The sequence below is a fragment of the Methylobacterium terricola genome (assembly GCF_006151805.1).
In the GTDB taxonomy this organism is placed as follows: Bacteria; Pseudomonadota; Alphaproteobacteria; order Rhizobiales; family Beijerinckiaceae; genus Methylobacterium; species Methylobacterium terricola.
In genome coordinates, this window is record NZ_VDDA01000002.1 from 327,382 (window position 1) to 348,699 (window position 21,318).

General features: G+C 70.8%; 19 protein-coding genes. 3 read left to right on the plus strand and 16 right to left on the minus strand.

Annotated features, from left to right (window positions below; all coding sequences use genetic code 11):
- Positions 1-32: 32 nt before the first annotated feature.
- Together FF100_RS05880 and FF100_RS05885 are read left to right on the plus strand one after the other, a co-directional pair.
- The gene (locus tag FF100_RS05880) at positions 33-1,166 is read left to right on the plus strand and encodes a glycosyltransferase family 4 protein (RefSeq protein WP_246101934.1); all 1,134 of its coding nucleotides are present in this window, start codon (positions 33-35) and stop codon (positions 1,164-1,166) included.
- A 505-nt stretch (positions 1,167-1,671) separates the two neighbouring features.
- Positions 1,672-3,942: an amylo-alpha-1,6-glucosidase gene (locus FF100_RS05885; protein WP_139034630.1), complete on the plus strand. Its 2,271-nt coding sequence runs from the start codon at positions 1,672-1,674 to the stop codon at positions 3,940-3,942.
- Between the two features lie 134 nt (positions 3,943-4,076).
- Here the strand turns inward: FF100_RS05885 and infC are convergent, their stop codons facing one another.
- Positions 4,077-4,598 carry a translation initiation factor IF-3 gene (gene infC / locus FF100_RS05890; RefSeq protein WP_246101935.1) on the minus strand — a complete coding sequence of 174 codons (522 nt, stop codon included), beginning with the start codon at positions 4,596-4,598 and terminating at the stop codon, positions 4,077-4,079.
- Positions 4,599-4,821: 223 nt separating this feature from the next.
- A complete protein-coding gene (locus FF100_RS05895) occupies positions 4,822-6,054 on the minus strand; it encodes a glycosyltransferase family 4 protein (protein ID WP_139034632.1) in 1,233 nt (410 codons plus the stop codon).
- Between the two features lie 226 nt (positions 6,055-6,280).
- Between FF100_RS05895 and FF100_RS05900 the strand changes: the two genes are divergently transcribed.
- A complete protein-coding gene (locus tag FF100_RS05900; protein WP_139034633.1) occupies positions 6,281-7,042 on the plus strand; it encodes an alpha/beta hydrolase in 762 nt (253 codons plus the stop codon).
- A gap of 38 nt (positions 7,043-7,080) precedes the next feature.
- Here the strand turns inward: FF100_RS05900 and FF100_RS05905 are convergent, their stop codons facing one another.
- The 14 genes from FF100_RS05905 to FF100_RS05970 all read right to left on the minus strand — a co-directional run bounded on the left by FF100_RS05905 (position 7,081) and on the right by FF100_RS05970 (position 21,292).
- The gene (locus FF100_RS05905) at positions 7,081-7,350 is read right to left on the minus strand and encodes a BQ00720 family protein (protein WP_139034634.1); all 270 of its coding nucleotides are present in this window, start codon (positions 7,348-7,350) and stop codon (positions 7,081-7,083) included.
- An 88-nt stretch (positions 7,351-7,438) separates the two neighbouring features.
- Positions 7,439-7,873, minus strand: coding sequence for an Hsp20 family protein (locus FF100_RS05910; RefSeq protein WP_139034635.1), 435 nt, complete (start codon positions 7,871-7,873; stop codon positions 7,439-7,441).
- A gap of 162 nt (positions 7,874-8,035) precedes the next feature.
- Complete coding sequence (locus FF100_RS05915; RefSeq protein WP_139034636.1) at positions 8,036-8,707, minus strand: DUF2939 domain-containing protein; 672 nt, start codon at positions 8,705-8,707, stop codon at positions 8,036-8,038.
- Between the two features lie 34 nt (positions 8,708-8,741).
- Positions 8,742-9,275 carry an RNA pyrophosphohydrolase gene (locus FF100_RS05920; protein ID WP_139034637.1) on the minus strand — a complete coding sequence of 178 codons (534 nt, stop codon included), beginning with the start codon at positions 9,273-9,275 and terminating at the stop codon, positions 8,742-8,744.
- Between the two features lie 80 nt (positions 9,276-9,355).
- Entirely contained in the window at positions 9,356-10,549 is a 1,194-nt protein-coding gene (locus FF100_RS05925) for a divergent polysaccharide deacetylase family protein (protein ID WP_139034638.1), read from the minus strand.
- A 150-nt stretch (positions 10,550-10,699) separates the two neighbouring features.
- Entirely contained in the window at positions 10,700-12,028 is a 1,329-nt protein-coding gene (locus tag FF100_RS05930) for a S41 family peptidase (protein ID WP_139034639.1), read from the minus strand.
- The gene (locus tag FF100_RS05935; protein ID WP_139034903.1) at positions 12,028-13,302 is read right to left on the minus strand and encodes a murein hydrolase activator EnvC family protein; all 1,275 of its coding nucleotides are present in this window, start codon (positions 13,300-13,302) and stop codon (positions 12,028-12,030) included. The genes FF100_RS05930 and FF100_RS05935 overlap by 1 nt, the downstream gene beginning before the upstream one ends.
- A gap of 44 nt (positions 13,303-13,346) precedes the next feature.
- Positions 13,347-13,835, minus strand: coding sequence for a 23S rRNA (pseudouridine(1915)-N(3))-methyltransferase RlmH (gene rlmH, locus FF100_RS05940; protein WP_139034640.1), 489 nt, complete (start codon positions 13,833-13,835; stop codon positions 13,347-13,349).
- A gap of 28 nt (positions 13,836-13,863) precedes the next feature.
- Positions 13,864-14,196, minus strand: coding sequence for a ribosome silencing factor (gene rsfS, locus FF100_RS05945; RefSeq protein ID WP_139034641.1), 333 nt, complete (start codon positions 14,194-14,196; stop codon positions 13,864-13,866).
- A 264-nt stretch (positions 14,197-14,460) separates the two neighbouring features.
- On the minus strand, positions 14,461-15,078 hold the full coding sequence (locus FF100_RS05950; protein ID WP_139034642.1) for a nicotinate-nucleotide adenylyltransferase: 618 nt from the start codon (positions 15,076-15,078) through the stop codon (positions 14,461-14,463).
- Positions 15,079-15,115: 37 nt separating this feature from the next.
- The gene (locus FF100_RS05955; RefSeq protein ID WP_171070079.1) at positions 15,116-16,405 is read right to left on the minus strand and encodes a glutamate-5-semialdehyde dehydrogenase; all 1,290 of its coding nucleotides are present in this window, start codon (positions 16,403-16,405) and stop codon (positions 15,116-15,118) included.
- Between the two features lie 135 nt (positions 16,406-16,540).
- Positions 16,541-17,962 carry a pilus assembly protein TadG-related protein gene (locus tag FF100_RS05960; protein ID WP_139034644.1) on the minus strand — a complete coding sequence of 474 codons (1,422 nt, stop codon included), beginning with the start codon at positions 17,960-17,962 and terminating at the stop codon, positions 16,541-16,543.
- Positions 17,963-18,227: 265 nt separating this feature from the next.
- Positions 18,228-20,033: a translation elongation factor 4 gene (gene lepA, locus FF100_RS05965; protein ID WP_139034645.1), complete on the minus strand. Its 1,806-nt coding sequence runs from the start codon at positions 20,031-20,033 to the stop codon at positions 18,228-18,230.
- A 173-nt stretch (positions 20,034-20,206) separates the two neighbouring features.
- The gene (locus FF100_RS05970; RefSeq protein WP_139034646.1) at positions 20,207-21,292 is read right to left on the minus strand and encodes an NAD(P)/FAD-dependent oxidoreductase; all 1,086 of its coding nucleotides are present in this window, start codon (positions 21,290-21,292) and stop codon (positions 20,207-20,209) included.
- Between the last annotated feature and the right edge of the window lie 26 nt (positions 21,293-21,318).

Here is a 21,318-nt window from a genome sequence, read left to right on the forward strand (position 1 = left end):
CGCCATCGTTGGGCGTCTCAGGAGAATCCGTCGTGCGCATTGCCCAGGTAGCCCCTCTCGCGGAGGCCGTTCCGCCGAAGTTCTACGGCGGCACCGAGCGTGTCGTCTCGTGGCTCACCGAGGAGCTGGTCCGGCAGGGCCACGACGTCACGCTGTTCGCGAGCGGCGACTCGGAGACGAGCGCCAAGCTGGTCGCCTGCTGCCCCGAGGGCCTGCGCCTCGCCGGCATCCGCGACCATGTCGCGAGCCATCTCGCCATGCTGTACCACCTGCGCCGGCGGGCGGACGAGTTCGACGTCATTCACTTCCACATCGACCTCCTGCAGTACCCGCTGTTCGAGGACCTGAACCACAAGTGCGTCACCACCCTGCACGGGCGGCTCGACGTGCCGGACTTCATGCCGGTCTACCGCACCTTCACGGGCATGCCCCTGGTGTCGATCTCCGACCACCAGCGCGGGCCGATGCCCGAGAACGCCAACTGGCTCGAGACCATCCATCACGGCCTGCCGGCGGAGAATTGCCGCTTCTCGCCCAACCCGAAGGACGGCGGCTACCTCGCGTTCCTCGGCCGCATCTCGCCGGAGAAGCGCCCCGACCGCGCGATCGAGATCGCCAAGGCCTCGGGCGTCAAGCTGAAGATCGCCGCCAAGGTCGACAAGGCCGATCAGGAATATTGGGACGAGGTCATCGAGCCGATGACCCATCATCCGCTGGTCGAGTATATCGGCGAGATCAACGAGGACCAGAAGCACGAATTCCTCGGCAACGCCCTGGCGCTCGCCTTCCCGATCGACTGGCCGGAGCCCTTCGGCCTGGTGATGATCGAGGCGATGTCGGCCGGCACGCCGGTGATTGCGTGGCGCAACGGCTCCGTGCCGGAGGTCATCAAGGACGGCGTCTCGGGCGTCGTGGTCGAGTCGATGGACGAGGCCATCGCGGCGGTCGAGACCTGCAAGGCGATGAGCCGCGAGGGGGTGCGCCGCTACTTCGAGACCCGCTTCACCGCGAGCGTCATGGCCCGCTCCTACGTCGCCGCCTACGAGTCGCTGCTCGCCGGCGACAGGGACGCGATCAAGATCCCGGGCCTGACGATCGGCGCGCCCGCCACCCTCAACGGTGCGACCAACGGCGCCGCCACCCGTCCGGTGCTCCGCGCGATCTGATCCACCCGACGGTTCCGACGACACGAGGCCCGGTCCCCGCGAGGGGGCCGGGCCTTTTTTGTTGGCAACACCCGTCGCGATCCAGGACGATTCTTGAGGTGCCAATCCCCTTTCCCGGACGACTGAAGCGGGAGCGGAAGGAGATCCGGGAACCGGCACGAAAAGCCGCGAAGCGTCTTTGTATCTGCAACGTTTCAGCATACGGAGCCGCTTCGCGGCACGTCTCCCCTGGATCCCGGATCTCCTTCCGCTTCGCTCCAGTCGTCCGGGAAAGGGGTGTTTCCTGCGCAAAGCTGTCCGGCCTGCCCGAAATCCGGGCCGCCCCCGCGCCGTACACCCCCTGGCACCCGCCGCATGATGGCCCACATTCGCTCTAGCGTAGGGCCGAACCTGCGAATCGCTGCGGGTCTCAGCCCCCGCTGCCGCCCGGGCGTCCCCGGGAGCCCCGAGATTTCGCCTCCGATCCCCGCGACGCGTCGCGGAGCGAAACCCTAAGGAGTCCACCGTGCTGAAGGTCGCGACCGCCCCCGACGACGAGACGCTGCCGCAATACCACATCGAGGCCCAGACCTCGCTGGTCGAGCGCCAGCTGCGCTCGCTCAAGCACGGCGACGCCTTCGCGGTGCTCGACAGCTACGGCGATATCGGCGTGTTTCCGGGGCCGGAAGGGCTGTATTTCCAGGATACCCGTTTCCTGTCGCGCCTGGAGCTGACCGTCGAGGGCCAGCGGCCGATGCTGCTCGGCTCCGTGGTGCAGGACGACAACGGCGCCCTCTCGGTCGACCTGACGACGCCGGACATCCGGCTGGAAGCCGGCGACGAGACCAGCATCCCGCGCGAGATCATCGCGCTTGAGCGGACGAAATTCCTGTTTCGCGGCACCTGCTACGACCGGATCGGCCTGCGCAACTACGACACCAAGGCGCGTCACCTGCGGGTGGTGGTGAGCTTCGACGCCGATTTCCGCGACCTGTTCGAGGTGCGCGGCAGCGACCGGCCTCATCGCGGCACCCGCAGCGTCGAGGTGACGGCCGCCAACGAGGTGACGTTCACCTATGACGGGCTCGACCGTCGTCGGCGCACCACCCGCCTGCGCTTCGGCCCGAAGCCCGCGCGGCTGGAGCCGCACAAGGCCGAGTTCGAGGTCAAGCTCGCTCCCGGCGGGCGCGCCTCGATCTTCGTGCGGGCGATCTGCGACACGGTCGATCACAGCCGGGACGGCGAGGCGGTGGTCGGCAATGCCCTGCCGTTCACCCACGCGGCCTATCCGAGCCCGCGCCGCGAGGACGGTCACCCGAAGGGTGAGGGCATGACCTTCGCGCTGGCCTATCGCGACGCGCGCCGCGACCTGCGCAAGGCCACCGCCAACATCACCACGATCGAGAGCTCGAACGACCAGTTCAACGAGGCCGCCTGCCGCTCCACGGCCGACCTCTACATGCTGCTCAGCCGCACGCCGAACGGCATCTACCCCTATGCCGGCATCCCCTGGTACAGCACGGTGTTCGGCCGTGACGGCATCATCACCGCCATGATGACGCTGTGGATCGATCCGGAGATCGCCAAGGGCGTGCTGCGCCACCTCGCGGCGACGCAGGCGACCACGATCGATCCGGCCGCCGACGCCCAGCCCGGCAAGGTCCTGCACGAGACCCGCAACGGCGAGATGGCGATCCTCGGCGAGGTGCCGTTCAAGCTCTACTACGGCACGATCGACGCGACGCCGCTCTTCGTGATGCTGGCCGGGCAGTATTACGAGCAGACCGGCGACTTGGCGACGATCAAGGCGATCTGGCCCAACATCCTGGCGGCGCTCAACTGGATCGACGAGTACGGCGACCGCGACAAGGACGGCTTCGTCGAATACGCCCGCGAGACCGAGAAGGGCCTGGCCAACCAGGGCTGGAAGGACAGCCACGATTCGATCTTCCATGCCGATGGCCGGATGGCGCAGGGCCCGATCGCGCTGTGTGAGGTCCAGGGCTACGTCTATGCCGCCAAGAAGGGCGCCTCGAAGCTCGCGGGCCTGATGGGCGACGACGTCCTGTCGGAGCGGCTGAAGGGCGAGGCCGAGCGGCTGCGCAAGGCCTTCGACGAGAAGTTCTACCTCGCCGAGATCGGCACCTACGCCATCGCGCTCGACGGGGAGAAGCGTCCATGCGCGGTGCGCTCCTCGAATGCCGGCCACGCCCTGTTCACCGGCATCGCCTATCCGGAGCGGGCCGCGAGCGTCGCCGCGGTGCTGATGTCGAAGGACGGGTTCAACGGCTGGGGCGTACGCACCATCGCGGTCGGCGAGGCGCGCTACAATCCGATGTCGTACCACAACGGCTCGATCTGGCCGCACGACAACGCGCTGATCGCGCTCGGCTTGGCCCGCTACGGCCTGAAGGCGGAGGCCGCCCGGGTGTTCGAGGGCCAGCACGGTGCCTCGCTCTACCAGGAAGGGCGGCGGCTGCCGGAGCTGTTCTGCGGCTTCATCCAGCGCAAGCAGCGCGGGCCGACCAACTATCCGGTCGCGTGCAGCCCGCAGGCCTGGGCGGCGGCGGCGCCGTTCGCGTTCCTGGCCGCCTGCCTCGGGCTCGAGCTGCGTCACGACCGCAACCGGATCCGCTTCCGCGATCCGATCCTGCCGGCCTTCCTCGACGACGTCCTGATCCGCAACCTGAAGCTCGGCGGCAGCCACGTCGATCTGCTGCTGCACCGCCACGGCAACGACGTCACCGTCAACGTGCTGCGGCGGACCGGCGACGCGCAGGTGATGCTGCTGAAGTAGCCTGGAGAAAAGCGATGGGCCGGGACATGCCCGGCCCTTCGATGTTCCCCGCGCGGGTTTCCATGAAGCCCGCGCCCAGGGAGCGTTCCATGATCCGTCCCGCGCCTCAGAACCGCGCAGGAATGCCGTGAGCCTTAGCGCGGCGCCAGGATCATGATCATCTGGCGGCCTTCGAGCTGCGGCTCGCTCTCCACCTTGGCGATTTCTTGCGTCTCGTGCTTCACGCGCTCGAGCAGGCGCAGGCCCAGATCCTGGTGCGCCATCTCGCGACCGCGGAACCGCAGGGTCACCTTGACCTTGTCGCCTTCCTCGAAGAACCGCTGCACGGCCTTCATCTTGACTTCGTAGTCGTGCTTGTCGATGCCGGGACGGAGCTTGATCTCCTTGACCTCGACGGTCTTCTGCCGCTTGCGCGCCTCGGCCTGCTTCTTCTGCTCGTTGAAGCGGAAGCGGCCGTAGTCGAGAAGCTTGCAGACCGGAGGCACGGAGTTCGGCGCGATCTCGACGAGGTCGAGGCCCGCTTCCTCGGCGACCTGCAGCGCCTCGAAGAAGCCCATGACGCCACGGTTCTGGCCGGTATCGTCGATGAGCTGCACCTCGCGGACGCCGCGGATGTCCCGGTTGGCGCGCGGCCCGTCCTTCTGCGGGGCCGGCATGGCTCTCATAGGTCTGCGAATGGCTTCATTCTCCTCAATCACGTCGTCCGGCGGCGGTCCGCCGACCGGAAACCACTCTGGGTCGGTCCCGAACCACCGCGCGGGTAGACTCCGGTGTACGCTATCACCTTGGCGAGATCGCCCATTTTGTCAACTCGCCGGGCGCTGCGTTGGTTGCGGATCGGTCAAGCATCCGTGAAGTCTTGACCGGATCCGGATCGTCTCAGGGCCCCTCCCCCGCCACGCCGACGCCGAGCAGGTCGGCGTAGATCGCCAGGGTGTCGGCCAGCATCAGCTCGAGGGAGAAATGCGCCTCGACGTGGCGGCGGGCGCGGCGCACCAGGGCGTCGCGGGCGCTGGCTCCGAGCTGCAGCGCCTCCGAGAGCGCCCCGGCCAGCGCCTGCGGGTCGCCGGCCGGGACGCGCCAGCCGGTGCGCTCGGACGCCGCCACCTCCGGCGGGGCCAGGACCGTCTCGGGCACCGCACCGAGATCCGAGACCACCACCGGCGTGCCGAGGGCCTGGGCCTCGACCGCCGAGCGGCCGAAGGCCTCGGGCTCGGTCGACGGCACCGCGACCACCGAGGCGGCCCGGTAGGCCGCCGGCATGTCGCTGCAATGCCCGACGCGCTTGACCTGGCCCGCGAGGCCGTGGGCGGCGATCATCGCGTCGAGCTCGCGCAGGTAGGCGGTGCGGCCCTGCGGATCGCCGGCGAGCACCACGGTGAACTCGCCGAGACCCTGGGCCCGGAGCGCCGCGGCGGCCTCGATCAGGACCCGGTGGCCCTTCCAGGCGGTGAGCCGGGCGGCGAGCAGCACCACCCGCTCGTGCGGGGCGACGCCCCAGGCCCGGCGCAGGGCCTCGACCCGCTGCGGCGCGACCTGGCCGGCGGCGAAGGCCGCGAGATCGGTGCCGCGGTGGATCACCCGGACCCGGTCGCCGGCGACCTGCGGGAACAGGCGGCGGATCGCGTCGGCGGTGAAGTGCGAGTTGGCGATGACCACGTCGCCGCGGGCCATCACCGAGTTGTACAGGAGCTTGGCCGGCGAGCGGCCGGCATAGCTGCCGTGATAGGTGGTGACGAACGGAATCCGCAGCCGCCGCGCCGCGCCCAGGCCGACCCAGGCCGGGGCCCGGGAGCGGGCATGGATCAGGTCGACCCCCTCGGACCGGCAGATCCGCGCCAGCCGCCCGACATTCAGCGCCATCGCGAACGGGTTCTTGCTGCGGGCCGGGAACGGCACCCAGGCGCCACCCTTGGCCTGCAACTCCCCGACGAGGCGCCCGCCCTCGGTGGCGACCAGCGCCCGGGCGCCGGCGGCGGCAAGGGCCGCCGCCACGTCGACGGCGGTGCGCTCGGCGCCGCCGGCGTCGAGTTCGGGGATGATCTGCAGGATGGTCCGGCCCGCCAGCGGGTGGCTCGCGGCCGGGAACGGCGTGGCCTGGCTCGACGGCATGGGACTCCGGGTCAGGGTCAGGGGTCTGATCGCAGCACTCGTGGCGTGTCGGTGCCCGCTCCGCGCAGGAATCGAGGGTGCGCCGGCGGCCGCCGGTGTAGAAGCCGCCTGTCACGATCCGCACCGGGACGATGCATCAAGGTCGCCCGACGCCGTTGCGGATCGGTAAACCTTGGTCACCGACGGCCCGCGACCAGGGGCAATGCCGGAATAACGGGGATAACACATGGACGACACACAACGCCCGCCCGCCACCATGCTGACCGTCGGGGGCCGCCGCCTCGCCACCCTGGTGCGGCCCGGCGCCGGGCCGCCGGTGGTCTGGCTCGGCGGGTTCCGCTCCGACATGCGCGCCAGCAAGGCCGAGGCGCTGGACGCCTGGGCGGCGCGGGAAGGCCGCGCCTTCGTGCGCTTCGACTATGCGGGACACGGCGAATCCGAAGGGATGTTCGCCGAGTGCACCATCTCCGACTGGCTCGCCGACGCCGAGGGCGTGATCGCCGCCCTGGCGCCGCAGCGCCCGGTGCTGGTCGGCTCGTCGATGGGCGGCTGGATCGCGCTGCTCGCCGCGGCCAAGGTCCGGCCCGCCGGCCTCGTGCTGATCGCGCCGGCCACCGACTTCACCGAGGCGCTGATGTGGGCGCAGTTCCCGGAGGAGATCCGGGCGCAGATCCTGCGCGACGGGGTGTGGCAGCGTCAGTCGCAATACTCGCCCGAGCCGACGCCGGTGACCCGCGCGCTGATCGAGGACGGCCGCCGCCACCTGATGCTCGGCACGCCGATCGATCCCGGCTGCCCGGTGCACATCCTGCAAGGGATGGCGGACCCGGACGTCCCGTGGCCGCACGCGATGCGGCTCGTCGAGCGGCTGCCGGATACGGGCGTGATCCTGACCCTGATCAAGGAGGGCGACCATCGCCTCTCCGGTCCCGCCGACCTCGACCGCCTGGTCGCGGCGGTCGAGGGGATCGCGTCGCGGGACGCGTAAGGCCTTCCCGGGAGGCGTCACCGCCTCCCGCCGCGCGCTCAGTGCACGCTCACCGCCTGCAGGTCGTGCGCCCAGGCATTGGCGAAGGCGGCATCGCGGCTGTCGGTCAGCAGGATCGGGGCGCCGCTCGCCGAGAGCAGGGCGAACAGGTCGAGGCCGGGGGTGAGGTCCGGGGCCTCGGGGAAGAGGCGCTTCACCTCCTCCGAGCGCATCGCGCGGACATAGGCCACGTGGCCCTCGCCGAGGGCGGCGAGCGCGGAGGGGTCGAGGGAGGAATCGAGGTCGGGATTCAGGGGGGTGTCGGACATGGTGCGCCCTCCTCACAGGCGGCAGGACGGGGTGTCGGTGCGGGCCCCGGGGCGGCCCGCCGACGGTGTGCCCCTCATATGGGGATGGTCATTCGACGTCGCGCGACCCGATGTCGATCCGTCGCACGATGCGCTCCGGCTCGGGCCGGGCGAGGTCGATCGACAGGAGGCCGTTCGACAGATCGGCGCCGAGCACCTCCATGCCGTCGGCGAGCAGGAAGGCACGCTGGAACTGCCGCGCGGCGATGCCCCGGTGCAGGAAGGTCCGGCTCTTGTCGTCGGCCTGGCGGCCGCGGACGATGAGCTGGCTCTCCTCCAGGGTCACGTCGAGCTGGTCGCGGGTGAAGCCGGCCACCGCCAGGGTGATCCGCAGCCGCTCCGGCTCGCGCTCGGTGCGGGGCAGGCGCTCGATGTTGTAGGGCGGGTAGCCGTCATTGGCGGCCTTGGCGACGCGGTCGAGCGCCTGCTCGATCTCGTCGAAGCCCAGCAGGAACGGATGCCCGAACGGCGATGGACGCGTCATGATGTCGGCGAAGCCCTGTTGCGGAGGCACTTCGGTCAGGTCCGGGCCCGCATCCGCAGCGCCCGCCGGGGCCGACCGCAACTCCGCCGGCTCCACCCGGAAATATGAGGGGCGCAGGGGACCGCATCAAGGGCGAGCTTGACCGTCAGGAACCCGCAGCCGTCAGCGCTGCATCGCCCCGGTGAGTCGCTGGCTGATGCGCTCGCGGAGCGCCGAGGGCAGCTCGAGGTCGACGACCCGCCAGGTCCAGCCGCGCAGGCGCAGGCGCAGGCGGAAGCGGTTCTCGAGCGGTCGGTCGGGCGGGTAGCTCACCACCATCCCGCGAAAGCCCCGCGGCTCCGACGAACGGAACAGCGCGAAGAGCTGGCCGACGGTCGAGGCGTGCAGGCCGAGGCCGCCGGTGGTCTCGGGTGGCGGGGGCGCGTCGGTGCCCGTGACCTCCGTCTCGGCGCCGCCCTGGCCCGCGCCGCCGGAGGGGGTACGGCGCGCCAAGCCGGCGCGGACCGGCCAGCCGTCGTCGAGGAGGTCGATCAGGGTCTCGGGCGTGACCAGGGACTCGACCAGCGGCCCGGCAAGCGCACCGCTCGCCTCGGTCAGGATGGTGCGCTCGCGGGCCGAGAGGTCGCGGCGGGCCGCGATGGCGTCGACCGCGGCGGCGAGCGCCTGCCGGGTCAGGGACAGCCGCAGGGTGCGGAAGTTCACCCTTTGCGCCACGGCCGCCGCGTCGTGGGCCTGCACCGCCTGCGACAGCCGGTAGAGCGCGATGTAGGGCGAGAGGCCGTAGGCGAGCCACAGCAGCAGGACCGCGAGCCCTGAGAGCCACCAGCGCGTCATGCGGGCTCGCGGTCGGAGCGGTGCGGGGGAGCGGTCACGCCGGGCGCGCGAGATGCGCGAAGGCGGCGATCACCTGCTCGTAGACCGGGCGCTTGAACGGGATCACCAGGGCGGCGAGGTTGGCGAGCGGCTCCCAGCGCCAGCCGTCGAACTCCGCCTTGTGGACGCCGCCGCCCGGCCGCAGGATGTCGATCTCGCGCTCGTCGCCCTCGAAGGCGAAGGCGAACCACTTCTGCGTCTGGCCGCGATAGCGCCCCTTCCAGGGCTTGCCCGCCGCGACGATGGGCAGGTCGTAGGAGTACCAGCCCGGCGCCTCGGCCAGCAGGCGCACCGAGCCGGGCGCGACGTTGGTCTCCTCGTAGAGCTCGCGCAGGGCGGCGTCGCGCGGCGCCTCGCCCTCGTCGATGCCGCCCTGCGGCATCTGCCAAGCATGGGCGCCGAGATCGGCGGATTCGTGCCGCCGGTGCCCGGCGAAGACCAGGCCGTCGCGGTTGAACAGGGCGATGCCGACACACGGCCTGTAGGGGAGATTGGCCAGGGCGGTCTCGGGGCGGTGGAGCGATGCCATGCGGCGACCTTAGAGCAATTTCGCGGGCTTTGGACGGGAGATCCGGCAAAAATGCGGGGCCCGTGCGGTCGTGCGCCGTTTCAGGCGCCGGAACGCATGGCTCGGCTCGCCGGCACCAGCAGGATGCCGCGGGATTCGAGGTCTCGCGCCCAGCGGGCGATACGGTCGATCGAGAGCGGCAGGGCCGTGGCCGAGGCGAGGACGACGCCGGATTTGCGCGCCGCCTCCTCCAGCCGGGCGAGCTCGCGGTCGATGGCGTCGGGGCGCGGCACCGCATCGACGACGATCTCGGCCCGAGCCACCGGCACCTTGGCCTTGCGGCCGACCTCGCGGGCGAGCGAGCGCGGCGAGGTGCCGTCGTCGAGGAAGCCGAGTCCGCGGCCCCCGATCTCGCGCAGGACCGGCTCCAGGGCGGCGGCCTCGCCGGTGAGGCGCGCGCCCATGAAGTTCATGACGCCGACCGCGCCGGGCACCCGGGCGAGGACGAAGGCGAGGCGGTCGAGATTCTCGGCGGGCTTCGCTCCGGTCAGCAGGGTCTGGGGTCCGGGATCGTTGTCGGGATAGTCGAACGGCTCCATCGGCGCCTGCACCATCACCTCGTGCCCGGCCTCGCGGGCGCGGGTGGCGCTGCGGGTCACGTCGGCGCCGTAGGGCGCGAAGGCGAGCGTCACGGCGGGCGGCAGGCGCTGGATCGCGTCCTGGGTCGCCGCCTGGCCGATGCCGAGGCCCGACACCACGAGGGCGATGCGGCCCGCGACCGCCCCACCCCGCTCCAGCCCGGCGGCCTCCGGCCTCGCATAGACGTCGAGGGCGCGGGCGCCGTCCGGCCCGATCTTCGGCAGGCTGCCGTAGCGGCCGCGCTCGGCGAGCCGCGGGTCGGGGGCGGGCTTGAGCTGCACCGGGGCGTTGGGGGGGACCCGGATGACCACCGAATCCGGCGCCGTCGTGCCGTCCGGCCGGCTGACCGAGACGCCGGAGGCGCGCTCGACCTCGTCGGCGGTGCGGCTCGCCGGGCCCGGCCGGGCCGGCACCGCCGGCTCGGGCACGGGCGCGCTCGGCGCCCGCACGGCGATGGTCGCGACGGCGTAGGGCTCGCCCGCCAGCGGATCGTCGCCGACGACCAGGACGGCGCCGAGCGCCAGGGCGCCGATGCCGAGGGCGGCGCCGACGAGCGGACGGTGGGTCAGGGCGGAGCGCCAGCGCGCGGTGCGGGCGGTCGCCTCGTCCCGCAGCCCGAGGGGACGGGTCAGGATGGTGTCGGACGCGAGCGGCACAGGCGTGAGGTCCCGCGACCGTGTCGCTGCCACAGAAGCGGAAGGCCCGCAGCGCCGGTCGTGACCGGTATTGCGGGCCTTCGTGGTAAACGCGGCGTTAAGACGGGCGCCTGCGATCGTCGGCGGGCGCCCGGACCGGACCGGTCCCGGTCAGTTCGGCTTCGGATCCGTGGTCTTCGCGGTGTTGGCCGCGCCCTTCTGCACGCCGTGCAGGAAGTCGACCGCGGCAATCAGCTGCTTGTCCTTGGCCGGATCCGGCGGGACGTAGGCCGACGAGCCGCCGCGCTCCTCGGTGTCCTTCTGCTTGAGGTGGCCCTTGAGGCCGGCCTCGCCCTTGGTCTCGTCCTTGCCCTTCAGCTCGTCGGGCACGTCCTGCAGCACCTCCTGGTCCGGCTCGATGCCCTTGGCCTGGATCGAGCGGCCGGACGGGGTGTAGTAGCGCGCGGTGGTGAGCCGCAGGGCGCCGTTGCCGCCGAGCGGGATGATCGACTGCACCGAGCCCTTGCCGAACGAGCGGGTGCCGAGCACGGTCGCCCGCTTGTGGTCCTGAAGCGCGCCGGCGACGATCTCGGAGGCCGAGGCCGAGCCGCCATTGACCAGGACCACGATCGGCTTGCCCTTGGTCAGGTCGCCGGACTTGGCCGAGAAGCGCTGGGTCTCGTCCGGGTTGCGGCCGCGGGTCGAGACGATCTCGCCGCGGTCGAGGAAGGCGTCGGAGACCATCACCGCCTGGTCGAGCAGGCCGCCCGGGTTGTTGCGCAGGTCGATGATGAAGCCCTTGAGCTTGTCGCCGGGCAGCTCGGTCGAGATCTTGTCGATGGCGGCCTTGAGTCCGTCATAGGTCTGCTCGTTGAACTGGGTCAGGCGGACATAGCCGATATCGCCGCCCTCGGTGCGCGAGCGCACCGGCTTGATCCGGATCAGGTCGCGGTTGAGCGTGACCTCGAGCGGATCCTTGGCCTCCTTGCGGGTGATCTTCAGCTTGACCGGCGAGTTGACCGGGCCGCGCATCTTGTCGACGGCCTGGTTGAGGGTCAGGCCCTGGACCTGGTCGCCGTCGATCTGGGTGATGACGTCGTTGGCCAGCAGGCCGGCGCGGGCGGCCGGCGTGTCGTCGATCGGGGTGACGACCTTGATCAGGCCGTCCTCCATCGTGACCTCGATGCCGAGGCCGCCGAACTCGCCCTTGGTCTGGACCTGCATGTCACGGAAGCTCTTGGCGTCCATGTAGCTCGAATGCGGGTCGAGCGAGGTCAGCATGCCGTTGACGGCCGCCTCGATCAGCTTCGCCTCGTCGGGCTTCTCGACGTAGTCGGTGCGGATCTTCTCGAACACGTCGCCGAACAGGCTGAGCTGGCGATAGGTCTCGGCCGAGGCGGCGACGGCGCTCGTGCTCGAGAGCAGGTGGGTCTGGGTCGCCACCGTGGCCGTCCCGGCGCCCAGGATGGCTCCGAACAGGACGAGGGAAACTTTGCGCATTATCCGCGAACCTTCTCGCTTGACCCTTTGGCCCACCAAGGATCCGGGTCGATGGAGCCACCGTCTTTTTTGAACTCGACGTACAGGACGGGATCGTTCCGCCCACCGGCTCCTGCCGAAGGTGCGGAGCCCGTGTCTCCCATCACGGCGACCGGCTCCCCCGCGAGCACGAACTGACCGACCTCGACGTTGATCTGGTCCATGCCCGCCAGGAGGAGATAGTAGCCGTCGCCCGCGTTGATGATCAAGAGACGACCGTAGGAGCGGAACGCCCCCGCGTAGGCCACCCAGCCGTCGGCCGGAGAGGAGACGACGCCCCGCGGGCGCGTCATGAGCGATATGCCGCGGCTCGTGCCCCCTGCCCCGTCGGGGCTGCCGAAGGTCCGCACCACCTCCCCGCTCACCGGTCGCGGCACCAGGCCGCGAACCTGGGGAAACGGCACCTTCGGGGCGAGCCGTGCGGGGTCGCGAAGCGCGGCGGCGGCGAAGCGCTCGCGGGTCTCGCGGCTCTCGGCCTCGGCGGCCTCCTTGGCGGCGCCGGCGGCGCGGCGGGCAGTGGCGAGGTCGCCGTCGAGGCGGTCGACCAGGTCCTTGAGCGAGCGCGCCTGGCCGGCGAGGCCAGTGGCGCGGTCGCGCTCGGCGGTGAGCCCGCTCTCGGCCTCGCCGAGCCGCGCCTGGCGCGCCGCGATGAGCGCGGTGAGGCGCTGGCGCTCGGCCGCCCAGCCCTTGATGTCGCCGCGCAGGGTCTCCTGGTCGGTGGCGATCATGCCGCGCAGGCGCACCAGCTCGGCGAGGTCGCCGGCCAGGGTCTCGGCCTCGCCCTGCAACTCGGGCACCACGGCGCCGAGCAGCATCGAGGTGCGGATCGCCGCCAGCACGTCCTCCGGCCGCACCAGCACCGCCGGCGGCGGGCGCCGGCCCATGCGCTGGAGCGCCGCCAGGACCTCGGCGATGACGCCGCGGCGGGCCTCGAGCGAGCGGCGCAACGCCGTCTCGCTGCCCGCCATGGTCTGGAGCCGAGCCTCGAGGTCGGAGATGCGGCCTTCCGCCTCCTGCGCCTTGCGGGCGGCGTCGATCAGGGCCTGGTTGAGCCGGGCGCCGTCGCCCTTGATCTCGGCCACCTCGCGCTCGAGCTTGGCGCGGGTCTCGGTGCTCGCCGCGAGCGCGCTCTCGATCGCCCGCAGGCTCTCGGCCTTGCGGTCCTTCTCGGCCTGGGCTTTCGCGACGGCATCGGCCGCCGGGTCCGGTGCCGGCTGGGCGCTGGCGCAGCCCATGCCGGCGAGGAACGCCGCCAGGACGGCAGGGAGACGCGCTCGGGTCACGGGGCGCCGCGGTGATAGGGATGGCCGGAGAGGATCGTCATGGCCCGGTAGAGCTGCTCCAGGGCCAGGACACGGACGAGCCCGTGCGGCAGTGTGGCGGCGCCGAAGGCGAAAATAAGGTCGGCCCTGGCTCTGACACTAGGATCGAGCCCGTCGGCGCCGCCAATCACGATGGCGAGACCAGGCCGGCTGCCGTCGCGCCAGGCGCCGATCTGCGCGGCGAAATCCAGGCTGGCGATGGCGCGCCCGCCCTCGTCGAGGACGATCGTCGCGGCGCCGGCCGGCAGCGCCGCCAGGATCGCGCCCGCCTCCTCGGCGCAGCGGTCCGGCGCGCGCCGGGCCCGGCTCTCGGGGATCTCGGTCAGCTGCAACGCGGAAAAGCCGAGGCTGCGGCCGAGCGCGTCGGCACGGCCGCGATACTCCTCGGCGAGGTCGCGCTCGGGGCCGCGCTTGAGGCGGCCCACCGCGACGAGGGCGAGCCGCATGGCGGCGGTCCCGGATCGTCGGACGGCGTCAGCCGGCGAGGCGGTCGGCCGGCCGGTCGGCGCCCCAGATCTTCTCGAGATTGTAGAAGTGCCGCACCTCGGGCCGGAACACGTGGACCAAGAGATCCCCGGCGTCGATCAGCACCCAGTCGCAGGCCGGCATGCCCTCGACCCGGGGATTGCCGAAGCCGCGAGTCTTGAACTCCTGGATCACCTTGTCGGCGATCGAGCCGACATGGCGCTGCGAGCGGCCGGAGGTGATGATCATCGCGTCGGCGAGCGAGGTCCGGCCGACGAGATCGATCTCGACGGTGTCCTCGGCCTTCATGTCCTCGAGACAGGCGAGGGCAACCGACCTCATGTCCGCGGCCTCGGGCGCGTCGATCCGGGAGTCCTGCGCCCGGGATTCCTGCGCTTCGGCCTGAGCGGGAAGCTCGTTGTCCTGAGCTTCGTGAGAGATTGCGTCGTTCAGTGCCGACCCCTGTCGATGAGGCACCCGCCTGGCGCCACGAGACGATGTTGCCCGCGGCGCGCACAGCGGCGCCGATGCTGTCGTAGGATGACAGTGGCGCGCCGGTGCCGTTTTTTCAAGCGCAAGCCCGCGCGAATCCCGAGCCATCGCCGGTCAAGGCCGGGTTTTCGCCGCCCGCAGGGCGGTCGAGGACAGGCTGTTGCGGGGTCCGTGCAGGAAGACCCAGGCCGGCGGCGGCCGGTCGGCCAGGGTGATGGCGGCGGATTCGTCGATGCGCGAGGCCGCGAGCGCCCGGGCGGCGGGCGAGGCGACGGCCCTCAGGGTGTAGCCCGGGCGGTCGATCACCGCGAACGGCATCCGGGCGGCGATCTCGCGCCAGCCGCGCCAGCGATGGAAGCTCGCCAGGCTGTCGGCGCCCATGATCCAGACGAAGCGGGCCTCCGGGTGCCGCATGGTCAGCCAGCGCAGGGTGTCGATGGTGTAGCGCGGGCCCGCGTGACCGATGCCCAGCGACGCCTCGAAATCGGTCACGGCGATCCGGGGATCGGCCGCGACCGCCCGGGCCGCCGCGGCGCGGGAGGCGGCGCCGGGCAGGTCGCTGCGGTCCTTCAGCGGGTTTCCGGGGCTCACCAGCCACCACACCCGGTCGAGGGCGAGGCGCCGCAGGGCGAGCCGGCTGACATGCCGGTGGCCGGCATGGGCGGGGTTGAACGAGCCGCCATAGAGGCCGACCCGCAGGCCCGGCGCGAGGGGCGGCAGGCGCAGGATCAAGGGTGCATCCGGACCGGCCGTCCCTCGTCTCAGCCGATCACGGGCGGATCTGCCCGGTGCCGCGGACGCGGTACTTGAAGGTGGTGAGCTGCTCGACGCCGACCGGGCCGCGGGCGTGCATCCGCCCGGTGGCGATGCCGATCTCGGCGCCGAAGCCGAACTCGCCGCCATCGGCGAACTGGGTCGAGGCGTTGTGGACGACGATCGCCGAATCGACCTCGGCCAGGAAGCGCTCGGCGGCTGCCTGATCCTGGGTCAGGATCGCCTCGGTGTGGTGCGAGCCGTAGGCGTCGATGTGGTCCATCGCGGCCTCCAGGCCGTCGACGACCCGGACCGAGATGATCGCGTCGAGGTATTCGGTGCGCCAATCCTCCTCGGTCGCCGGGCTCACCCGCGGATCCACCGCCTGCGCCGCCTCGTCCCCGCGCACCGCGCAGCCGGCCTCCAGGAGGTCGGCCACCAGCGGCGCGAGATGGGTCGCCGCGCAGGCGCGGTCGACCAGCAGGGTCTCGGCAGCGCCGCAGATGCCGGTGCGGCGCATCTTGCTGTTGCGCACGATCGCCCGGGTCATGGCGAGGTCGGCCCCTTCGTGGACGAAGACGTGGCAGATCCCTTCCAGATGGGCGAAGACCGGCACCCGCGCCTCGTCCTGCACCCGGGCCACCAGGCTCTTGCCGCCGCGGGGCACGATCACGTCGATCGCGCCGTCGAGGCCGGTGAGCATGGCGCCGACGGCGGCGCGGTCCTTCGTCGGCACGAGCTGGATCGCGTCGGCCGGCAGGCCGTGGCGGGTCAGGCCCTCGACCATCGCCTGCGCGATCGCGGCGGCGCTGCGGTGGCTCTCGGAGCCGGCGCGCAGGATCGCGGCGTTGCCGGCCTTGAGGCACAGGGCGCCGGCATCCGCCGTCACGTTGGGACGGCTCTCGAAGATCACCCCGATCACGCCGAGGGGCGTCGCCACCCGCTCGATCGTCAGGCCGTTCGGCCGCTCGTAGGTGGCGAGGGTCCGCCCGACGGGATCGGGCAGGCCGGCGATGCTCTCCAGGGCTCCGGCGATGCCCTCGATCCGGGCGGGATCGAGCGCCAGGCGGTCGAGGCTGGCGGCGGACAGTCCCTTGGCCCGGCCCTCCGCGAGGTCGGCGGCGTTGGCCGCCAGGATCGCCGCGCCCGCCTCGCGCAAGCAGGCGGCGGCCTCGCGCAGGGCCGCATCCTTCACCGGGCCTGGGACCGGAGCCATCCGGCGGGAGGCGGCGCGTGCACGCCGGCCGATCTCGCGCATCAGCGCGTCGACATCCTCGGGGCGGGGCTTCAGGCTCAGCACGGACACGGTCATCTCATCCCGGCCGCGGCGAGCGGCCCAAGGTGTCGAAGGGGATCCGTCATGCCACGGCGGGCCGGCGGGCGACAAGGGCGCCGGGCAACGGCTGGCCGAGGGCGCCCTCCCGGCCTGGGACGGGTCCGATCATCTCGCCAGCCCGACCACGCTGCTCGACGGCCCGAGGCCCGTGGGCACCGGGCCGTCGGTGGCGCCGTAGCGGGTGTTGATGACCAGGCGGGGCTGATAGTCGAGACGGATCTTGTTGGCGACGATCGCCGTGTACTCCGACTGATCGGCGACGACCTGACTGGAACGGACCCAGAAGGTCCCGCGCGGCAGGTAGATCGTCCCGACCAGACGCCGGGCGGAATCGCTCATGATGACGTATTGCTGTCCCTCCATGGTCGATCTGTCCTCGAATAGCATGACTCCCGCCATCGGCCCGGTCCGGGGCGCCGTGAGCTCGACAGCCGAATTCGGCAAAAATACGAGCGGTCCGATGCTTTTAATCTGACTATTCGTGTAGTTCCCGGTGAAATAGATCCCGACATCATCTCCCTTCAGTGAGCCAATGGCCTTGATTTTGCTGACATTTCTGCACTGTTTTATGCCTGACGCGATCTCGCAAACCTCCTCGATCATGGCCATCTGCTGGGGCGGGCCGACGACCAGCGGGCCGTCCTTCATGACGAAGATGCCTGGTCTGAGCCTGACCTCGGCACCGTCCTTGATCATCAGTCCGCCGCAATAGGTTCCGGGATCGAGGGTGTAGCGTCCCCCGCTGAGTATCAGGTTGTTTTGAAGGCAGCTGCCGACCGGCGGCGCCGGCCGCTCCGCCAGCGGATCCTTGATGGCCGGGCAGCCCGAGACGGGAAGCGGCGAGAAGTTGGCCGATTGTCCCCAGAACCCTCCGACCGCGCAGGTGGTCGAGGCCTGGAGCAGGCTCGCGCCGCCGCCTACGAGACCCCTGACGTCCGAGGACATGGCATAGACCGCACAATCGCCGGCCTCGATCCTGGCCCAGTTGTAGAGCTGGAGCGCGCCCAGACCGGTTCGCGAGAGCGCCACGATGCACAGCTTGGTGGTGCCCACGGTCTCGGCGGTGGCCGACAGGCTGAGATCGGTCAGATAGGGTGTGACCAACCGGCGCATGATCGCGAATTTGCGCTGGCTCAGGGTGACGGTGACCGCGTTCGGCGTCCGGCCCCTGGACGCGTCGATGGGAATGAAGTGCCCGCCGGGCCTCTCCCGGATCACCGGCGTGACCGTGACTTTCACGGCCCCGTCGCCGCGCTGCAGCTTCACATTGCTCTTGGCGTAGGATTCTGCCAGCGATTGCATCCGCAATGCGTTCGCACCGGAGACCTGCAGATCCGAGATCACCGCGAGGGCGGCCGCATCGGCCGCCTGCTGCAGCGTCGTCCGCTGCATCGTCCAGGTCGCGTAATCGACCGCGAGGCCGACCATGCCGAGCAGGACCGGACCGAGGAGGCCGAAGATGACGACGATGCTGCCGGATCGATCGGCCCAAAAGCGGCTCCCGCCGCCTGCTCCCCGCCCGATCATCGGTTCCCTTGTTCCTTCCCCCATGACGCAAAGATGATGCGCCGGGCAGGTTAAGGTGACCTTGCGGAATATAGCACGTTGACACCACTGCTGGGTGCGAGCTTCGGGTGGAAACTCTTCGCACAACTCGAGATTGCCTCGATCTTGTCTCGCGTCATAGGCAGGCCGGATGATCCGGCGGTTGCCGGCAGGCACTGGCCACGAAAAAAGCCGCCGGGACGGCCGGCGGCTTCTCACGGGCAGACGAGCCGGGCGACTTCGCGGATCAGCTGTCCATCTTCAGGGCGGCGATGAACGCCTCCTGCGGAATTTCGACCTTGCCGAACTGGCGCATGCGTTTCTTGCCCTCCTTCTGCTTGTCGAGGAGCTTGCGCTTGCGGGAAATGTCGCCGCCGTAGCACTTGGCGGTGACGTCCTTCGACAGGGCCCGGATGGTCTCGCGGGCGATGATCTTGCCGCCGATCGCCGCCTGGACCGGGATCTGGAACAGGTGGCGCGGGATCAGGTCCTTCAGCTTCTCGCACATCGCCCGGCCGCGGCTCTCGGCACGGGTGCGGTGGACCAGCATCGAGAGCGCGTCGACCGGCTCGGCATTGACCAGGATCGACATCTTGACGAGGTCGCCCTCCCGGTAATCCGAGATGTGGTAGTCGAACGAGGCGTAGCCCTTCGAAATCGACTTCAGCCGGTCGTAGAAATCGAACACCACCTCGTTGAGCGGCAGGTCGTAGACGACCATGGCGCGCTTGCCGACGTAGTTGAGGTCGATCTGGGTGCCGCGCCGGTCCTGGCACAGCTTGAGCACGCCGCCGAGATACTCGTCCGGGGTGAGGATCGTGGCGCGGATCCACGGCTCCTCGATCGTGTCGATCTTCATCACGTCGGGCATGTCGGCCGGGTTGTGGAGTTCCTTCTTCTCCCCGTCCTGCATGTTGAGGTGGTAGACCACGCTCGGCGCGGTCGAGATCAGGTCGAGGTTGAACTCGCGCTCGAGCCGCTCCTGGATGATCTCGAGGTGGAGGAGCCCGAGGAAGCCGCAGCGGAAGCCGAAGCCGAGCGCGGCGGAGGTCTCCATCTCGTAGGAGAACGAGGCGTCGTTGAGCCGGAGCTTGCCCATCGCGCCGCGCAGGTTCTCGAAATCGGCGGCGTCGACCGGGAACAGGCCGCAGAACACCACCGGCTGCACCGGCTTGAAGCCCGGCATCGCCTCCTTGGTCTTGCGCTTGTCCTCGGTGATGGTGTCGCCGACGCGGGTATCGGCCACTTCCTTGATCGAGCCGGTGAAGAAGCCGACCTCGCCGGGGCCGAGCTCGGCCATGTCCTGCATCTTCGGCCGGAACACGCCGAGGCGCTCGACGCCGTAGGCCGCGTCCGCGCCCATCATGCGGATCGTCATGCCCTTCTTGAGCACGCCGTCGACGATGCGCACCAGCACCACGACGCCGAGATAGACGTCGTACCAGGAATCGACCAGCAGCGCCTTGAGCGGGGCGGCCCGGTCGCCCTTCGGCGGCGGCAGGCGGGTCACGATCGCCTCCAGCACCGCCTCGATGTTGAGACCGGTCTTGGCCGAGATCGGCACCGCGTCCTTGGCGTCGATGCCGATCACCTCCTCGATCTGATCCTTGACCCGGTCGGGCTCGGCCGCCGGCAGGTCGATCTTGTTGAGGACCGGGACGATCTCGTGGTTGGCGTCGAGGGCCTGGTAGACGTTGGCGAGCGTCTGCGCCTCGACGCCCTGGGACGCGTCGACGACGAGCAGCGAGCCCTCGCAGGCGGCGAGCGAGCGCGACACCTCGTAGGCGAAATCGACGTGGCCGGGAGTGTCCATCAGGTTGAGGATGTAGTCGCGCCCGTCCTGCGCCTTGTATTCCAGGCGCACGGTCTGCGCCTTGATGGTGATGCCGCGCTCCTTCTCGATGTCCATCGAGTCGAGCATCTGCTCGCTCATGTCGCGCGCCGCGACCGCCCCGGTGATCTGGATCAGCCGGTCGGCCAGGGTCGACTTGCCGTGGTCGATATGGGCGACGATCGAGAAGTTGCGGATGTTGTCGATGGGGGACGCGGTCATCGTGTGGCTTGTCTCCGGCGCGCAGGCGCGGCGATGCGCGTGGCGCACGGCGGTGAGGGTAAGAGTCGACGGGAGATAGCAGCGGCACCTCGCCGCGCCAAGACGGCGGCCGGACGCACGCGGGTGTTGATGGAGGTGGTGATCGGCGGAGGGGAGCGGCCGCGCGGCAGCCGTCACGCCCCCAGCCGGTCCGCCACGTCCTCCGCCAGCGACAAGCTCGACGTCAGCCCCGGGCTCTCGATGCCGAAGAGATGGACGAGCCCCGCCAGCCCGTGCTCGGCCGGGCCGTCGATCAGGAAGTCGGCGGCCCCCTCCCCCGGTCCGGACAGCTTCGGGCGGATGCCGGCATAGTCGGGCACCAGCGCCCCGTCCGGGAGCCCGGGCCAGTAGCGGCGGATCGCGGCGTAGAACAGGGCGCCGCGGCCGGGATCGACCTCGTAATCGGGGGCGTCGATCCACTCGACGTCGGGGCCGAAGCGCATCCGCCCGGCGAGGTCGAGGGTGAGGTGGATGCCCAAGCCCCCCTCGACGGGCGCCGGGTAGATCAGCCGCGCGAAGGCCGGCCGGCCCGTGCAGCCGAAATAATTGCCCTTGGCCAGCACCAGCCGCGGCACCCGCGCCTCCGGATAGCCCTCGGTCGCCCGGGCGAGGGTCTGCGCGCCGAAGCTCGCGGCGTTGACGACGGCATCGATGGCGAGTTCGTCGTCGCCGAAGCGCGCGACCCAGCCCCCGGGCGTGCGGGTCAGGCGCTCGATCGGGGTGTTGAAGGCGAGCGCGCCGCCGGCCGCCTCGATGTCGCCCTGGAGCGCCAGCATCAGGGCGTGGCTGTCGACGATGCCGGTCTCGGTGGACAGGAGCGCGGCGTGGCAGGTCAGGTTCGGTTCGAGCCGCCGTGCCTCCGCGCCGTCGAGGAGCGACAGGCCCTCGACCCCGTTCTCGACCCCTTGCGCGTGGATCGCCGCGATCTTGGCGCCCTCCGGCTCGGTCGCCGCGACGATCAGCTTGCCGACCTTGGCGTGCGGGACCCCGTGGCTCTCGCAGAAGGCGTAGAGCCGGCGCCGGCCCTCGACGCAGTGGCGCGCCCGCAGCGATCCGCCAGGGTAGTACATCCCGGCATGGATGACCTCGGAATTGCGCGACGACACGCCGGTGCCGATGCCGCCCGCCGCCTCGGCGACGATCACCTCGTGGCCGCGCAGGGCCAGCTCCCGACCGATCGCGAGGCCGACCACGCCGGCCCCGACCACGAGCACCATCATCGGCCGCTCCTCCCTCAAATTTCTTC

What these genes read in the sequence shown, in the direction of transcription:
- rsfS (WP_139034641.1), bottom strand. Translation starts at nt 14,196, where the DNA reads ATGAGGTCGGTTGCCCTCGCCTGTCTCGAGGACATGAAGGCCGAGGAC.
- infC (WP_246101935.1), bottom strand. Translation starts at nt 4,598, where the DNA reads ATGCCGGCCCCGCAGAAGGACGGGCCGCGCGCCAACCGGGACATCCGC.
- FF100_RS05935 (WP_139034903.1), bottom strand. Translation starts at nt 13,302, where the DNA reads ATGGGCTGCGCCAGCGCCCAGCCGGCACCGGACCCGGCGGCCGATGCC.
- FF100_RS05895 (WP_139034632.1), bottom strand. Translation starts at nt 6,054, where the DNA reads ATGCCGTCGAGCCAGGCCACGCCGTTCCCGGCCGCGAGCCACCCGCTG.
- FF100_RS05930 (WP_139034639.1), bottom strand. Translation starts at nt 12,028, where the DNA reads ATGCGCAAAGTTTCCCTCGTCCTGTTCGGAGCCATCCTGGGCGCCGGG.
- FF100_RS05960 (WP_139034644.1), bottom strand. Translation starts at nt 17,962, where the DNA reads ATGATCGGGCGGGGAGCAGGCGGCGGGAGCCGCTTTTGGGCCGATCGA.
- lepA (WP_139034645.1), bottom strand. Translation starts at nt 20,033, where the DNA reads ATGACCGCGTCCCCCATCGACAACATCCGCAACTTCTCGATCGTCGCC.
- FF100_RS05970 (WP_139034646.1), bottom strand. Translation starts at nt 21,292, where the DNA reads ATGATGGTGCTCGTGGTCGGGGCCGGCGTGGTCGGCCTCGCGATCGGT.
- FF100_RS05920 (WP_139034637.1), bottom strand. Translation starts at nt 9,275, where the DNA reads ATGGCATCGCTCCACCGCCCCGAGACCGCCCTGGCCAATCTCCCCTAC.
- FF100_RS05900 (WP_139034633.1), top strand. Translation starts at nt 6,281, where the DNA reads ATGGACGACACACAACGCCCGCCCGCCACCATGCTGACCGTCGGGGGC.
- rlmH (WP_139034640.1), bottom strand. Translation starts at nt 13,835, where the DNA reads ATGCGGCTCGCCCTCGTCGCGGTGGGCCGCCTCAAGCGCGGCCCCGAG.
- FF100_RS05910 (WP_139034635.1), bottom strand. Translation starts at nt 7,873, where the DNA reads ATGACGCGTCCATCGCCGTTCGGGCATCCGTTCCTGCTGGGCTTCGAC.
- FF100_RS05915 (WP_139034636.1), bottom strand. Translation starts at nt 8,707, where the DNA reads ATGACGCGCTGGTGGCTCTCAGGGCTCGCGGTCCTGCTGCTGTGGCTC.
- FF100_RS05905 (WP_139034634.1), bottom strand. Translation starts at nt 7,350, where the DNA reads ATGTCCGACACCCCCCTGAATCCCGACCTCGATTCCTCCCTCGACCCC.